Here is a 14632-nt window from a genome sequence, read left to right as displayed (position 1 = left end):
TTTTCAGGAAAATTTGCTGTAGTGCAGGTAGACTTAGGGCAAAACTACTGTTTGTGAAGGGAAGACACCATGACGTATCAACAGGCTGGCCGCATCGCCATCCTCAAGCGAGTGGCTGGCTGGGTGATTTTTATTCCGGCGCTGTTATCCACCCTTATCTCCATCTTAGGCTTCATGTTTAAACACAGCGAAAAGCAGCCCGGCATTGACGCCGTGATGCTCGACTTCGTGCATGTGATGGTGGATATGATTAAGTTCAACACGCCGTTTCTCAATGTGTTCTGGAACAATTCGCCGGTGCCGGAATTCAACGGCGGGGCCAATATTGGCTTCTGGCTGATCTATATCCTGATATTCGTGGGCATCGCTTTGCAGGCCTCGGGCGCACGCATGTGGCGTCAGGCGCGCCATATCAAAGAAGGCATTGAAGACCAGGTGATCCTGGAACAGGCGAAGGGCAGCGAAGGGCGCACGCGGGCGCAGCTGGAAGAGAAAATCCATGTGCCGCGCCACACCATTTTGCTGCAGATTTTTCCGCTGTATATTCTGCCGGTGATCATCGCCGTGGCCGGTTACTTCGTGTTGAAACTGCTCGGCATGCTGTAAGGCGTCAGGCCGGTCTGACCTGGCGCTGGCCCAGCGCATCCTCCTCCAGCAACTGGCCGATAGCGAACTGCGCTTCGCCGGCCCAGTTGCCGCCAAAGACGTTGGCGCGGTTGAGCAGATAGTAGAGCTGATACACCGGCTGACGCTGCGAGAAGCCTTCCGGCAGCGGCCACACCGCATGATACCCTTCGTAAATCTGGCGCGGCAGATCGGCGTAGTAGCTGAGCATCGCCAGGTCGCATTCGCGATCGCCCCAGTAGCAGGCGGGATCGAACAGCCACGGGCCGCTGGCGCTGCCGGCGCAGTTGGCTGGCCACAAATCACCATGCAGTAACGACGGTTGCGGATGGTGATTAGCGAGGCTGCGCTGCACGCAATCCACGATCAACTCCATGTCACCGTAATGCACGCCTTTCTCCGCCGCCAGCTGCAGCTGCCAGCCGATGCGCTGTTCGGCGAAAAACACCGACCATTTGCGTAACCAGCTGTTGGGTTGCGGCGTGGTGGTAATGTTGTTGTCGAAGTCGAGACCAAACTGCGGTTGCTCGCTCCACTGGTGCAGATGGGCCAGCTGCTGGCCGAGCTGGAATGCGCTTTGGGCGTCGAGTGGCTGCGGGGGAATGTATTCCAGTAGCAGAAAGCTGGTGTCACGATCGTTACCGACGCCGTAGACCTTCGGCACGCGTACCGTGTGGGTGCGCGCCAGCAGATCAAGCTGGTCGGCTTCCCAGCTGAACAGCGTCAGCATGTCGCGCGTGTTGCATTTGACGAACACCTCCAGCTCACCGTAGCGCAGGCGCCACGCCGGATGAATATCGCCACCGGGCAACTCATGACGTTCCGTGATTTCGGCATCGCCGGCGTACTCGCTTAACAGACGACTAATGGCTGACCACATCGGGTAATCCTCTTTATTCGCTGCGTAAGGTCGATTGTAACGCGCAAAACTTGCACAACTCCAGCGGCAATGCGCAATTTGCGGATTGCGTCAGGCTTGCGCTTTGAGAAACGCTTCCAGCGTGGTGACATCAGCGTCCGGCTGCTGATCAAGCGCCACTGCCGCCAGCCCGGCGGCGTGTTCCGCCAGCGCCTGCTCCTCCAGCGCACTGACAATGCCAAAGCTGTTGGTGCCCAGCTCGTGCGGATGGCCGTCCGCATCGTGTAACGTGGTGCTATAACCGCCGTTAACCATCGCGCTATTCAGCGCCTGCAGATCGCCGAGACCCCTTTCCTGATAACGGAAGGTGACAACGTAACGCTTGAGATCATGATCGCTCATCTTTTCACCTCATTGTTATCGAACAGATTTCAGCGTAGACCAGCGCCTGCGATAGAGCGAATTCTGCACAATCGCCCGGCGGCGCACAGCGTAAAGTCCTGTCAGGGTCGGCAGAAAATTCTTGTAGCATTTAAGCTGTTATTTGGTTATTTGCCGCCTATAATGCGCGCCGGAAATGGGAAGATTCCCAATCCACAAGCGGTGCCAGCGCAAAACCTGGCGATTCTGGTGCTTTCATACTTTTTTACAAAACTTACCGTAAATTGCATTGATTGCCCGGGAAAATTCTCCAGACTCATCTCTTTTTCAACTGTCGTACGGGTTACCTTTTAATGAAAGCCTTCAATAAGCTGTCCGCTGTTTTGTTGCTCTCCGCCGGAGCATTTTGTCACCAGGCCTTTGCAGATAACGCTGTCTTCACCTCAATGGATGACCCTTCTACGGCAAAAAAACCGTTTGAAGGCACCGCGTCAGCCGGTTACCTGGCACAGACCGGTAACACCACCAGCTCATCGCTGACCGCGTCAACCAGCATGACCTGGTATCAGACCTCAACGGCGTACAGCCTGTGGGGTAACGCCGCGAATACCTCATCCAACGATGAGCGCTCGTCGGAAACCTATAACATCGGTGGCCGTAGCCGTTACAACCTCAACAGCGCTGACTACCTGTTCGGTCAGGCGAGCTGGCTGAGCGACCGCCTGAACGGTTATGATTCACGCGATGTCCTGACCGCCGGTTACGGTCGTCAGATCCTCAACGGTCCGGTGCACTCGCTGCGTGCTGAATTCGGTCCGGGTGTACGTTACGATGACTTCCACGATGGCGGCCACGAAACCAAAGCACTGGGCTACGGCGCGCTGAGCTATCAGTGGCAGCTGACTGACACCACCAAATTCATCCAGGGTGTGTCGGTGCTGAGCAGCTTTGGTGAAGACACCACGCTGAACTCCGAAACCGCACTGCAGGTGGCGATCAACGACCACTTTGCGCTGAAACTGGGCTACAACGTTACCTGGAATAACAATCCGCCAGAATCTGCGCCAGACCGTACCGACACCAAAACCACGGTCCAGCTCTCTTACGCGATGTAAACCAGAGCGCATTGTTACACCGTCGCCCGGCCTGTGCCGCGCGGCGGTTTTTTTTGATCTCTCTTTGGCTTAGCGCATTTCTTCGCGGGTTTTGCTCACTGCGGAAAGCTGTTATCATCGTTGCCGCTTTACGCGCCTGGCGTCATTCCGACAGTGTGGGTCTGACATCGCGCCAGGTTAACCAAACAAAACTCAGTGTTGCATGTAGGCTTTCGTGTGGCTTACCACTGCAATTAAGGATATGAAATGCCAGTAATTACTCTTCCTGATGGCAGCCAGCGCGTATTTGACCGTCCGGTCAGCGTGATGGATATTGCGCTGGATATCGGTCCGGGTCTGGCGAAAGCCTGCATTGCCGGTCGCGTCAATGGCGAACTGGTGGATGCGGTTGATCCGATCACCAGCGATGCGCAGGTCGCCATCATCACCGCGAAAGATGAAGCCGGTCTGGAAATTATTCGTCACTCCTGTGCGCACCTGTTAGGGCATGCGATCAAACAGCTGTGGCCGAATACCAAAATGGCCATCGGTCCGGTTATCGATAACGGCTTCTATTATGATGTCGATCTCGATCATACGCTGACCCAGGAAGATCTTGAGCTGCTGGAAAAGCGCATGCACCAGCTGGCTGAGACCAATTACGACGTCGTGAAGAAGAAGGTGAGCTGGCAGGAAGCGCGTGACGTGTTTGCCGCGCGGGGCGAAAGTTACAAAACCACTATTCTCGACGAAAACATCAGCCATGACGATCGTCCTGGCCTGTATCACCATGAAGAATACATCGACATGTGCCGCGGTCCGCACGTGCCGAATATGCGTTTCTGCCATCATTTTAAACTGCAGAAAATCTCCGGAGCCTACTGGCGCGGCAACAGCGACAACAAAATGCTGCAGCGTATTTACGGTACGGCCTGGGCGGACAAGAAACAGCTGGCGGCGTATCTGCAGCGCCTGGAAGAGGCCGCGAAGCGCGATCACCGTAAAATCGGTAAGCAGCTCGATCTCTACCACATGCAGGAAGAAGCACCGGGTATGGTATTCTGGCACAATGACGGCTGGACCATCTTCCGCGAGCTGGAAGTGTTTGTACGCACCAAGCTGAAAGAGTACGACTACCAGGAAGTGAAAGGTCCGTTCATGATGGACCGCGTGCTGTGGGAAAAAACCGGGCACTGGGACAACTACAAAGAAGCGATGTTCACCACCTCTTCAGAGAACCGTGAATACTGCATCAAACCGATGAACTGTCCGGGTCACGTGCAGATCTTTAACCAGGGTCTGAAATCGTACCGCGACCTGCCGCTGCGTATGGCGGAGTTCGGTAGCTGTCACCGTAACGAACCGTCAGGTGCGCTGCACGGTCTGATGCGCGTGCGCGGCTTTACCCAGGATGACGCCCACATCTTCTGTACTGAAGATCAGGTGCGTGATGAAGTGAACAGCTGCATCCGCATGGTCTATGACATGTACAGCACCTTCGGTTTTGAAAAAATCGTGGTGAAACTGTCGACGCGCCCTGAGAAGCGCATTGGCAGCGATGAGATGTGGGATCGTGCAGAAGTGGACCTCGCCGAAGCGCTGAAAGAGAACAACATTCCGTTCGAATATCAGCCGGGTGAAGGCGCCTTCTACGGCCCGAAAATTGAGTTTACGCTGCACGATTGTCTCGACCGCGCCTGGCAGTGCGGCACCGTTCAGCTAGACTTCTCCCTGCCGAAACGTCTGGACGCCACCTACGTGGGCGAAACCAACGATCGTCAGACGCCAGTGATGATTCACCGTGCGATTCTGGGTTCGATGGAGCGCTTTATCGGGATTCTGACCGAAGAGTTCGCCGGTTTCTTCCCGAGCTGGCTGGCGCCGGTACAGGCAGTGGTGATGAATATCACCGACGGCCAGGCAGAATATGTCAGTGAATTGACGAAGAAATTGCAGAATGCTGGCATTCGTGTCAAAGCAGACTTGAGAAACGAGAAGATAGGCTTTAAAATCCGCGAGCACACATTACGTCGCGTCCCTTACATGCTGGTCTGCGGTGAGAAAGAGGTGGAAGCAGGCAAGGTTGCCGTGCGCACCCGCCGTGGTAAAGACCTCGGGAGCATGGACGTAGATGTGTTTGTTGAGAAGCTGCAACAAGAGATTCGCAGCCGACATCTTCACCAATTAGAGGAATAAGGTTATTAAAGGCGGAAAACGAGTACAACCGACGCGTCCGAACCGTATCAACGGCGAAATCCGTGCCACCGAAGTGCGCTTAACTGGCGTAGACGGCGAGCAACTTGGCATTGTCTCACTGCGCGAAGCGATTGAGAAAGCAGAAGAAGCTGGCGTAGATTTAGTTGAAATTAGCCCGAACGCCGAACCGCCGGTTTGCCGCATTATGGATTACGGCAAGTTCCTTTATGAAAAGAGCAAATCTTCTAAGGAACAGAAGAAGAAGCAAAAAGTTATCCAGGTTAAGGAAATCAAATTCCGTCCTGGTACCGATGAAGGCGACTATCAGGTAAAACTCCGCAGCCTGATTCGTTTTCTGGAAGAGGGCGATAAAGCCAAAATCACGCTGCGTTTCCGTGGTCGTGAGATGGCGCACCAACAGATCGGTATGGAAGTGCTTAACCGCGTGAAAGAAGATCTGAATGAACTGGCAGTGGTCGAATCCTTCCCGACGAAGATCGAAGGCCGCCAGATGATTATGGTGCTCGCACCTAAGAAGAAACAGTAGGCTTTCAAGTAATAATGCCGCGTAGCGTTCGCGCTGCGCGGATTTTTATTCGCCTGTCTGGTTCATTTTATTAACAATGCGAAGTGGATATTTGTAAAAATGCCAAAGATTAAAACTGTACGTGGCGCCGCAAAGCGCTTCAAGAAGACCGCTTCTGGCGGCTTCAAGCGTAAGCACGCAAACCTGCGTCATATTCTGACTAAAAAGTCTACTAAGCGTAAACGTCACCTGCGTCCAAAAGGCATGGTGTCTAAAGGCGATCTGGGTCTGGTTGTTGCCTGCCTGCCGTACGCATAAGTTAACCCTTTTTTAATTCCCCGATAGATTTCGGGTTGCAGTCAGGCGGCAACGGAATGAATCCCGAAGCTTACATCAGTAAGTGACCGGGATGAATGAAGGCAGCCAACGCCACTGCGGCACGAAAGATGATGGGGAAATCACAGAATATGATATAGGAGAGCTCACATGGCTCGCGTAAAACGTGGTGTAATTGCTCGCGCACGTCACAAGAAAATCTTAAAACAAGCTAAAGGCTACTATGGTGCACGTTCACGTGTTTACCGCGTTGCCTTCCAGGCTGTTATCAAAGCTGGTCAGTATGCTTACCGCGACCGTCGTCAGCGTAAGCGTCAGTTCCGTCAGCTGTGGATCGCACGTATCAACGCTGCGGCGCGTCAGAACGGTATCTCTTACAGCCGTTTCATCAATGGCCTGAAAAAAGCGTCCATTGAAATCGACCGTAAAATCCTCGCTGACATCGCTGTATTCGACAAAGTGGCATTCACTGCACTGGTTGAAAAAGCAAAATCAGCTCTGGCGTAAGTCAGGTAAAAAAGGGAGCTTGCTCCCTTTTTTATTGCCTGCAACCCACGCAAATGATTGACATTTTAGCCGCAGGGCATTTCAATAGTGCGGTTTCTATCAAGACAAGGTAACGCAAGCATGCACGCTGCTATTTTCCGTTTCTTTTTTTACTTTAGCGCCTGATCGTCAGGGGCTTTTGCGCATAAGAAAAGAAACGAAAAATCGCGCTGAAAGCCTCCCTCGTGGAGGCTTTTTTGTTTCCGGCGACACTTAATCGGATCGCACGATCCCAACGAGAACTGACCAGCCCGGCTGGAAGAAGAGGAAATCATGTCCCAACTCGCAGACCTGGTGGCCCGTGCCACGGCCGCCATCGACGAGGCGTCGGATATCGCCGCCCTGGACGCCGTGCGCGTCGAATTTCTGGGTAAAAAAGGGCACCTGACGCTGCAAATGACCACCCTGCGTGAACTGCCGGCGGAAGAGCGTCCGGCGGCCGGTGCGGTCATCAACGACGCCAAACAGCAGGTACAGGACCGTCTCAACGCGCGTAAAGATACGCTGGAAAGCGCGGCGCTGAATGCCCGCCTGGCGGCTGAGACTATCGACGTGTCGCTGCCGGGACGCCGTACTGAGAATGGCGGTCTGCATCCGGTGACCCGCACCATCGATCGTATCGAAACCTTTTTCGGCGAGTTGGGTTTCGCGGTGGCGACCGGTCCGGAAATTGAAGACGATTATCACAACTTTGATGCGCTGAATATTCCGGGGCATCACCCGGCGCGCGCCGATCACGACACCTTCTGGTTCGATGCCACGCGCCTGCTGCGCACCCAGACCTCCGGCGTGCAGATCCGCACCATGAAAAATCAGCAGCCGCCGATTCGTATCATCGCGCCGGGCCGCGTTTACCGTAACGATTACGATCAGACGCACACCCCGATGTTCCATCAGATGGAAGGTCTGATTGTCGATAAAGACATCAGCTTCACCAATCTGAAAGGCACGCTGCATGACTTCCTGAACAACTTCTTCGAAGAGAACCTGCAGATTCGTTTCCGCCCGTCTTATTTCCCGTTCACCGAACCGTCAGCGGAAGTGGACGTGATGGGTAAAAACGGCAAATGGCTGGAAGTGCTGGGATGCGGCATGGTGCATCCGAACGTACTGCGCAACGTGGGCATCGATCCGGAAATCTACTCCGGCTTCGCCTTCGGTATGGGCATGGAGCGTCTGACCATGCTGCGCTACGGTGTGACCGATCTGCGCGCCTTCTTCGAAAACGATTTACGTTTCCTCAAACAATTTAAATAAGGGCAGGTTATCCAATGAAATTCAGTGAACTCTGGTTACGCGAATGGGTAAATCCAGCCCTGGACAGCGCCGCGCTGTCTGAGCAAATCACCATGGCCGGTCTGGAAGTCGACGGCGTCGACCCGGTGGCAGGCGCGTTTCATGGCGTCGTAGTGGGTGAAGTGGTGGAGTGCGGCCAGCACCCGAACGCCGACAAACTGCGCGTCACCAAAATCAACGTGGGTGGCGATCGCCTGCTGGATATCGTCTGCGGCGCGCCAAACTGCCGTCAGGGCCTGAAAGTGGCGGTGGCGACCGTTGGTGCCGTGCTGCCGGGCGATTTCAAAATCAAAGCGGCAAAACTGCGCGGTGAGCCGTCAGAAGGCATGCTGTGCTCATTCTCCGAGCTGGGTATTTCTGACGATCACAACGGTATTATCGAGCTGCCAGCCGATGCGCCGGTGGGCACTGATATTCGCCAGTACCTGCAGCTGGATGACAACACCATCGAAATCAGCGTGACGCCAAACCGTGCCGACTGCCTGGGTATCATCGGTATCGCGCGTGACGTGGCGGTGATCAATGGCCTGCCGCTGCAGGCGCCGGTCATCGAGCCGGTTAAAGCCACCATTAGCGACACCTTCCTGATTCGCGTTGACGCCACCGATGCCTGCCCGCGCTACCTGGGCCGCGTGGTAAAAGGCGTAAACGTGAAAGCTGAAACGCCGCTGTGGATGCGCGAAAAACTGCGCCGCTGCGGTATCCGCTCGATCGATCCGGTGGTGGATATCACTAACTACGTGCTGCTGGAGCTCGGCCAGCCGATGCACGCCTTCGATCTCGACCGCATTGACGGCGGTATCGTGGTGCGCATGGCGAAAGAGGGGGAAACCCTGACGCTGCTGGACGGCAGCGAAGCGACCCTCCACAGCGATACGCTGGTGATTGCTGATCACCACAAAGCGCTGGCGATGGGTGGCATCTTCGGCGGTGAGCTCTCCGGCGTCAACGAAGCGACGCAGAACGTGCTGTTTGAGTGCGCGTTTTTCGATCCGCTGGCGATCACTGGTCGTGCGCGTCGTCATGGCCTGCATACCGATGCTTCCCACCGCTACGAGCGCGGTGTCGATCCGGCGCTGCAGCATAAGGCGCTGGAGCGCGCCACTCAGCTGCTGCTGGCGATTTGCGGCGGCGAAGCCGGCCCGGTTATCGATCAGACCGATGCCAGCAAACTGCCGGCTCGCGCCACCATTACGCTGCGCCGTGAGAAGCTGGACCGCCTGATTGGCCACGTCATTGCGGATGAGCAGGTGACCGATATCCTGACCCGTCTCGGCTGTGACGTCACCGTCGGCAACGGCGAATGGCAGGCCGTCGCCCCGAGCTGGCGCTTCGATATGGCTATCGAAGAAGACCTGGTCGAAGAAGTGGCGCGCGTATACGGCTACAACAACATTCCGGATGTGCCGGTGAAAGCCAGCCTGCTGATGACCCAGCACCGTGAAGCCGATCTGTCGCTGAAGCGTGCCAAAAACCTGCTGGTGGATAAAGGCTATCAGGAAGCGATTACCTACAGCTTTGTCGATCCGAAAGTGCAGCAACTGCTGCATCCGGGCGAAGAAGCGCTGATTCTGCCCAGCCCGATTTCCAGCGATATGTCGGCGATGCGCCTGTCGCTGTGGACCGGTCTGCTCGGCGCCGTGGTGTATAACCAGAACCGTCAGCAGAGCCGCGTGCGCCTGTTTGAGAGCGGTTTACGCTTTGTGCCTGATACGCAGGCCGATCTCGGCATCCGTCAGGATCTTATGCTGGCGGGCGTGCTGAGCGGTAACCGCTACGAAGAGCACTGGGATCTGGCGCGCCAGACGGTTGACTTCTATGATTTGAAAGGCGATTTAGAGTCGCTGCTGGATTTGACCGGTAAACTCGACGCGATTTCGTTCCGTGCAGAAGCCAATCCGGCGCTGCATCCGGGACAGAGTGCAGGCATTTATTTAGCCGGCGAACGAATCGGATTTATCGGGGTGGTTCATCCGGAGCTGGAACGTAAGCTGGATCTTAACGGCCGCACCTTAGTGTTTGAACTGCTTTGGAATAAGGTCGCAGACCGCGTCCTGCCTGACGCGCGCGAGATCTCACGCTTCCCGGCAAACCGCCGTGACATCGCTGTGGTAGTGGCTGAAAATGTGCCCGCAGCAGATATCATCGCGGAGTGTAAGAAAGTTGGCGTAAATCAGGTAGTTGGCGTAAACTTGTTTGACGTGTACCGTGGTAAGGGCGTAAACGAGGGTGAAAAGAGCCTCGCGATTAGCCTGATTTTGCAGGATACCAGCCGGACACTCGAAGAAGAGGAGATTGCTGCGACCGTTGCCAAATGCGTTGCAGCATTAAAAGAGCGATTCCAGGCAACCTTGAGGGATTGAACCTATGGCGCTTACAAAAGCTGAAATGTCAGAGTACCTGTTTGAAAAACTCGGGTTGAGCAAACGCGATGCCAAAGAGTTGGTAGAGCTTTTTTTCGAAGAAGTTCGCCGCGCGTTGGAAAACGGAGAACAGGTAAAACTGTCCGGATTTGGTAATTTTGATCTGCGTGACAAAAACCAGCGTCCGGGCCGTAACCCGAAGACGGGGGAAGATATTCCAATCACCGCCCGCCGCGTGGTGACATTCCGTCCGGGGCAGAAGTTGAAAAGTCGCGTGGAGAACGCGTCACCCAAGGATGCTGACTGATTTCAGTATGACAAAAAGGCCGCTCAGCGGCCTTTTTTATGCGCGCAATCCCGGCAGCACGCTGCAGGCGCGGCTTTCTTTTTAGCGTAATCTCTCTACAATCAAATCTCTGTTTTCTCTGCCAATCTTACTTATGACTCTGCTGGATCAGCTGGCCCAACAGGCCGACCGTCGCAGCCGGCGCTGGCTCGGCGCGCTTACTGCCGCAGTGCTGCTGCTGCTGGTGCTCAGTCTGTGCACGGGCGACAGCTGGATTTCTCCGCTGCAATGGTTTTCTGCCAGCGGCGATCTGTTCGTCTGGCAGCTGCGCCTGCCGCGCACTCTGGCGGTGCTGCTGGTGGGCGCGGCGCTGGCAGTCTGCGGCGTGGTGATGCAGGCGCTGTTCAACAATCCGCTGGCGGAGCCCGGGCTGCTGGGCGTATCGAACGGTGCCGGCATTGGCCTGGTGCTGGCAGTGCTGCTGGGTAACGGCGCACTGTGGAGCCTGGCGCTGGCAGCGATGGCGGGCGCGCTGCTGATCACGCTAATCCTGCTGCATTTTGCCCATCGTCAGCTGTCGGCCAGCCGTCTGCTGCTGACCGGCGTGGCGCTCGGCATTATCTGTAGCGCCATCATGACGTGGGCGGTGTACTTTAGCACCAGCCTCGATCTGCGCCAGCTGATGTACTGGATGATGGGCGGCTTTAGCGGTATCGACTGGCGCTACGGCTGGATGATGCTGGCGCTGCTGCCGGTGACGCTGGCGCTGCTGGCCAGCGCCCGGACGCTTAATCTGCTGGCGCTGGGGGAGGTGTCGGCGCGGCAGCTCGGCCTGCCACTGCTGCTGTGGCGCAATCTGCTGGTGCTGGCGATGGGCTGGCTGGTGGGCGTCAGCGTGGCGATGGCCGGTGCGATTGGATTTGTCGGACTGGTTATCCCCCATCTGCTGCGCCTCAGCGGCCTGAGCGATCATCGCTACCTGCTGCCGGCCGCGGCGCTGGCGGGCGCGGCGGTACTGCTGGCGGCGGACATTCTGGCACGGCTGGTGCTGACCTCGGCCGAGCTGCCGATTGGGGTGGTCACTGCCACGCTCGGCGCGCCGCTGTTTATCATGTTATTAGTAAAGTCTTCGCGCTAGCTGCGGCTGGCACAGTGCAATCAACAACGGGAATCGACGATGAGCCTTTATCAGACAGAACTGGTTACGCTGGACGGTGAAAAAACCACGCTGGCACAGTATCAGGGCAAGGTGCTGCTGGTGGTCAACGTAGCATCAAAATGCGGCCTGACGCCGCAGTATGAACAGCTGGAGTCGCTGCAGAAGGCCTGGCAGGACAAAGATTTCAGCGTGCTGGGCTTCCCCTGCAATCAGTTTCTTGAGCAGGAACCGGGCAGCAACGAAGAGATCAAAACCTTCTGCAGCACCACGTACGGCGTAACCTTCCCGCTGTTCGACAAAACGGACGTTAACGGCGAGCAGCGTCATCCGCTGTACCGTCAGCTGGTCGCCGCGCAGCCGGAAGCCGAACGCCCGGCAGGCAGCGGTTTCCTTGAGCGCATGGAGAGCAAAGGCCGCGCGCCGAAAGCGCCGGGCGATATCCTGTGGAATTTCGAAAAATTCCTCATCAACAAACAGGGTGAGGTGATTGCGCGCTTCTCGCCGGACATGACGCCGGACGATCCGATCATTCTGAAGCGCATTGAGCAGGCGCTGGCGGCGTAATGCTGCTGCAGTGCCACGACCTGCGCGTGCCCGGACGGCTGAACACGGGGGAGCTGACGCTCTGCCGCGGTGAGCGCGTGCACGTGGTCGGCCCTAACGGCGCCGGCAAGAGCACGCTGCTGACCGCGCTCGCTGGCCTGCTCGACGCCGAAGGGCAGTTGACGCTGGCCGGCCAGCCGCTGCGTAGCTGGTCGGGTGCCGCACTGGCGCAGCAGCGCGCCTGGCTCCCCCAGCAGCAGCCGGCGCCTGCGGCGCTGCCGGTGTGGCACTATCTGCGACTGCACAGCCCGCCAGGCGGCATCAACGCGCAGGCGACGCTCACTGACCTGCTGCTGCAGCTTGGCTTGCAGGATAAGCTGACGCGTCCGCTGGCGCAGCTCTCCGGCGGTGAGTGGCAGCGGGTGCGCCTGGCAGCGGTGGTGCTGCAGATCCATCCGGCAATTAATCCGCGCGGTGCGTTACTGATTCTGGATGAGCCGCTCACCGCGCTCGACATCGCACAGCAGCGCGCGGTGGATAAGCTGCTGTTGCAGCTCAGCGAGGCCGGCATCGGCATTGTCGCCAGCGGACACGATCTCAACCACAGTCTGCGCCATGCCGATCGTGTCTGGCTGATGCATCAGGGCCGCGTAGTCAGTCAGGGCGGTGCGCGCGAGGTGCTGACCGCCGAGCGGCTGGCACCGCTTTATCAGGCCGAATTCGTGCAGCTGGAGACGCCACAGGGGCCGCTGCTTTATCTTCCCTGACTTGCGCGCCGCGCCGCTTTGTCGCTACAGTGTCAGCCGGACGACGTTTTTAAGGACTATTCTGATGCGGCTGACCCTGTTTCTCCTCGTGTTGCTGCTGGCGGGCTGTAGCCATCATGCGCCGCCGCCCAATGGCCGTCTGTCTGACTCCATCACCGTGATTGCGCAACTTAACGATCAGCTCAGCCGCTGGCGCGGTACACCTTATCGCTATGGCGGGTTAAGCCGCGGTGGCGTGGATTGCTCTGGCTTTGTCTACCTGACCTTTCGTGACCGTTTTGACCTGCAGCTGCCGCGCTCAACGATTGATCAGACTGATATCGGCACGCGCATCGATAAAAGCGATCTGCTGCCCGGCGACCTGGTATTTTTCAAAACCGGCAGCGGCGAAAATGGCCTGCACGTAGGCATCTATGACACCGACAATACCTTCATTCACGCTTCCACCAGCCAGGGCGTGATCCGCTCCTCGCTGGATAATGTTTACTGGCGCAAAGTATTCTGGCAGGCGCGTCGCATCTAATCCGCTTAACCCATTAGTGTTAAAAAAGGCGTAATAAACAGGTGGGTTTTGATCCGATTTATTTGTTTTTTTTCCGCCAGATATAACTCTCATTTAAAATGGCACTTTACCGCAATCGGGTTTGCGACTAAAAATAGACGTCAGTGAATTTAATCAGTATGGACATTAACCTGGATCATTTGGCTTAAGTATTATTTGATGCAGAAAAGTCGGTAATTAGACAGAAAACGGCGTCTCTTCTAACGTTTGGTCCTATTGCCTGACCGTTTTCATTGATATACGATGCGCCAATTGCCACTGCATCTGGCTGTAAAAAATGAAAGTCCATTTATCTGCCGACTATCAGTCGGAAACCTGGTTTTATCCTGCCTATTCTCTGGCGGGCCAGCTGACTGCGGTTGAGCTGGTCACCCAGTTTGTTCACGACAGTGCGCCGATTACGCTGCCGCAGGACTTGCTGTTGCCGCAGCTTGACGATGCCCAGCAATTACGTTTGCTGCAGAGCCAGTTAGTGCTGCTGGAAAAGTACCGTGACTTTTTTGAGTTACATCAAATTATCGCGCTGGTTCGTATTGATGAATCTATGGCCACGACGCTATTGGCCAGTGAGTTTCTCTTAAGGAAATTTAAACAACTTCCCTTTATTGTTTTGGATATCAGTGAAACGTTTCCGCAATTATCGGCTGGCAAAAAGCAGCCGCTGTTAGCACGCCTGCAACAGGAATTTCGCTTATCGCTTTCTCAATTTGGGGCAGGAAAAGCACCGGCTACGGCAGTATACGAAAATCTGTTTAGCGTGTTAAAAATGGACAAAGCGTTTATTCAGGCGCTGGCGAAACGTGCCTCATTTACGCCATTTATTCAGACTGTTATCGATAATTTTTCCGCTTACGCCCCGCAAATAATTATTTGTGGCGTTGACGATAATGCCCTGCTGGAGAAAGTCAGTTCCCTGAGCGGCGCGCAGCTGCAGGGCAGTCTGTTCCCGGTGGTTAAAGCGGAACGGTTAAGCGATCTCATCTATCCGCACGTCACGCTCACCACGCCTTCACAGCAGTAACCTTTCATCTGTCTTCTCCGTCACTCCGACGGTAGACTACGCTTTATCTTTAAACGCAATGCGGGTGGCGCAC

Annotated in this window: 17 protein-coding genes and 1 other annotated feature; of the genes, 15 read left to right on the top strand and 2 right to left on the bottom strand. The window is 56.0% G+C overall.

Annotated features, from left to right (window positions below; translation table 11 throughout):
* The first annotated feature begins 69 nt into the window (after positions 1-69).
* Complete coding sequence (locus AC6I8F_RS10955; protein WP_211725571.1) at positions 70-606, top strand: YniB family protein; 537 nt, start codon at positions 70-72, stop codon at positions 604-606.
* A 4-nt stretch (positions 607-610) separates the two neighbouring features.
* On the opposite strand, the gene AC6I8F_RS10950 is transcribed toward AC6I8F_RS10955, so the two are convergent.
* Positions 611-1504, bottom strand: coding sequence for a fructosamine kinase family protein (locus AC6I8F_RS10950; RefSeq protein WP_058757671.1), 894 nt, complete (start codon positions 1502-1504; stop codon positions 611-613).
* Between the two features lie 90 nt (positions 1505-1594).
* Positions 1595-1885, bottom strand: coding sequence for a type V toxin-antitoxin system endoribonuclease antitoxin GhoS (ghoS, locus tag AC6I8F_RS10945; protein ID WP_058757672.1), 291 nt, complete (start codon positions 1883-1885; stop codon positions 1595-1597).
* Positions 1886-2217: 332 nt separating this feature from the next.
* Here ghoS and AC6I8F_RS10940 point away from each other — a divergent pair, with 332 nt between their 5' ends.
* From AC6I8F_RS10940 to AC6I8F_RS10875, 14 genes are all read left to right on the top strand, one after another.
* A complete protein-coding gene (locus AC6I8F_RS10940; RefSeq protein WP_031279185.1) occupies positions 2218-2979 on the top strand; it encodes a DUF481 domain-containing protein in 762 nt (253 codons plus the stop codon).
* Positions 2980-3225: 246 nt separating this feature from the next.
* Positions 3226-5154 (top strand): threonine--tRNA ligase, encoded by a 1929-nt coding sequence (thrS, locus tag AC6I8F_RS10935; RefSeq protein WP_021506250.1) that lies wholly within the window; start codon positions 3226-3228, stop codon positions 5152-5154.
* Positions 5155-5158: 4 nt separating this feature from the next.
* The gene (gene infC / locus AC6I8F_RS10930) at positions 5159-5701 is read left to right on the top strand and encodes a translation initiation factor IF-3 (RefSeq protein ID WP_058757673.1); all 543 of its coding nucleotides are present in this window, start codon (positions 5159-5161) and stop codon (positions 5699-5701) included.
* A 99-nt stretch (positions 5702-5800) separates the two neighbouring features.
* Entirely contained in the window at positions 5801-5998 is a 198-nt protein-coding gene (rpmI, locus tag AC6I8F_RS10925; protein WP_006118955.1) for a 50S ribosomal protein L35, read from the top strand.
* A 168-nt stretch (positions 5999-6166) separates the two neighbouring features.
* Positions 6167-6523 (top strand): 50S ribosomal protein L20, encoded by a 357-nt coding sequence (rplT, locus tag AC6I8F_RS10920; protein ID WP_010616241.1) that lies wholly within the window; start codon positions 6167-6169, stop codon positions 6521-6523.
* Between the two features lie 115 nt (positions 6524-6638).
* Positions 6639-6764: a sequence feature (Phe leader region), on the top strand.
* On the top strand, positions 6644-6688 hold the full coding sequence (gene pheM, locus AC6I8F_RS10915) for a pheST operon leader peptide PheM (protein ID WP_121626058.1): 45 nt from the start codon (positions 6644-6646) through the stop codon (positions 6686-6688). It overlaps the preceding feature by 45 nt.
* A gap of 71 nt (positions 6765-6835) precedes the next feature.
* Positions 6836-7819, top strand: coding sequence for a phenylalanine--tRNA ligase subunit alpha (pheS, locus tag AC6I8F_RS10910; RefSeq protein WP_150058241.1), 984 nt, complete (start codon positions 6836-6838; stop codon positions 7817-7819).
* 14 nt (positions 7820-7833) lie between these two features.
* Positions 7834-10221 (top strand): phenylalanine--tRNA ligase subunit beta, encoded by a 2388-nt coding sequence (pheT, locus tag AC6I8F_RS10905; protein WP_498028026.1) that lies wholly within the window; start codon positions 7834-7836, stop codon positions 10219-10221.
* Positions 10222-10225: 4 nt separating this feature from the next.
* Entirely contained in the window at positions 10226-10528 is a 303-nt protein-coding gene (ihfA, locus tag AC6I8F_RS10900; protein WP_021506246.1) for an integration host factor subunit alpha, read from the top strand.
* Positions 10529-10661: 133 nt separating this feature from the next.
* The gene (btuC, locus tag AC6I8F_RS10895) at positions 10662-11645 is read left to right on the top strand and encodes a vitamin B12 ABC transporter permease BtuC (RefSeq protein ID WP_021506244.1); all 984 of its coding nucleotides are present in this window, start codon (positions 10662-10664) and stop codon (positions 11643-11645) included.
* A gap of 39 nt (positions 11646-11684) precedes the next feature.
* On the top strand, positions 11685-12230 hold the full coding sequence (locus AC6I8F_RS10890) for a glutathione peroxidase (protein ID WP_021506243.1): 546 nt from the start codon (positions 11685-11687) through the stop codon (positions 12228-12230).
* A complete protein-coding gene (gene btuD, locus AC6I8F_RS10885; RefSeq protein WP_498028025.1) occupies positions 12230-12976 on the top strand; it encodes a vitamin B12 ABC transporter ATP-binding protein BtuD in 747 nt (248 codons plus the stop codon). The genes AC6I8F_RS10890 and btuD overlap by 1 nt, the downstream gene beginning before the upstream one ends.
* A 64-nt stretch (positions 12977-13040) precedes the next feature.
* The gene (locus AC6I8F_RS10880; protein WP_021506241.1) at positions 13041-13499 is read left to right on the top strand and encodes an NlpC/P60 family protein; all 459 of its coding nucleotides are present in this window, start codon (positions 13041-13043) and stop codon (positions 13497-13499) included.
* Positions 13500-13815: 316 nt separating this feature from the next.
* On the top strand, positions 13816-14559 hold the full coding sequence (locus tag AC6I8F_RS10875; protein WP_058757677.1) for an EAL domain-containing protein: 744 nt from the start codon (positions 13816-13818) through the stop codon (positions 14557-14559).
* Positions 14560-14632: the final 73 nt, after the last annotated feature.

The organism is gamma proteobacterium symbiont of Axiagastus rosmarus (genome assembly GCF_059730925.1).
This window is presented reverse-complemented; position numbering and strand designations above follow the sequence as displayed.

Coding starts and splice junctions, on each gene's coding strand:
- AC6I8F_RS10955 (WP_211725571.1), top strand. CDS start 70: ATGACGTATCAACAGGCTGGCCGCATCGCCATCCTCAAGCGAGTGGCT.
- AC6I8F_RS10950 (WP_058757671.1), bottom strand. CDS start 1,504: ATGTGGTCAGCCATTAGTCGTCTGTTAAGCGAGTACGCCGGCGATGCC.
- ghoS (WP_058757672.1), bottom strand. CDS start 1,885: ATGAGCGATCATGATCTCAAGCGTTACGTTGTCACCTTCCGTTATCAG.
- AC6I8F_RS10940 (WP_031279185.1), top strand. CDS start 2,218: ATGAAAGCCTTCAATAAGCTGTCCGCTGTTTTGTTGCTCTCCGCCGGA.
- thrS (WP_021506250.1), top strand. CDS start 3,226: ATGCCAGTAATTACTCTTCCTGATGGCAGCCAGCGCGTATTTGACCGT.
- rpmI (WP_006118955.1), top strand. CDS start 5,801: ATGCCAAAGATTAAAACTGTACGTGGCGCCGCAAAGCGCTTCAAGAAG.
- rplT (WP_010616241.1), top strand. CDS start 6,167: ATGGCTCGCGTAAAACGTGGTGTAATTGCTCGCGCACGTCACAAGAAA.
- pheS (WP_150058241.1), top strand. CDS start 6,836: ATGTCCCAACTCGCAGACCTGGTGGCCCGTGCCACGGCCGCCATCGAC.
- pheT (WP_498028026.1), top strand. CDS start 7,834: ATGAAATTCAGTGAACTCTGGTTACGCGAATGGGTAAATCCAGCCCTG.
- ihfA (WP_021506246.1), top strand. CDS start 10,226: ATGGCGCTTACAAAAGCTGAAATGTCAGAGTACCTGTTTGAAAAACTC.
- btuC (WP_021506244.1), top strand. CDS start 10,662: ATGACTCTGCTGGATCAGCTGGCCCAACAGGCCGACCGTCGCAGCCGG.
- AC6I8F_RS10890 (WP_021506243.1), top strand. CDS start 11,685: ATGAGCCTTTATCAGACAGAACTGGTTACGCTGGACGGTGAAAAAACC.
- btuD (WP_498028025.1), top strand. CDS start 12,230: ATGCTGCTGCAGTGCCACGACCTGCGCGTGCCCGGACGGCTGAACACG.
- AC6I8F_RS10880 (WP_021506241.1), top strand. CDS start 13,041: ATGCGGCTGACCCTGTTTCTCCTCGTGTTGCTGCTGGCGGGCTGTAGC.
- AC6I8F_RS10875 (WP_058757677.1), top strand. CDS start 13,816: ATGAAAGTCCATTTATCTGCCGACTATCAGTCGGAAACCTGGTTTTAT.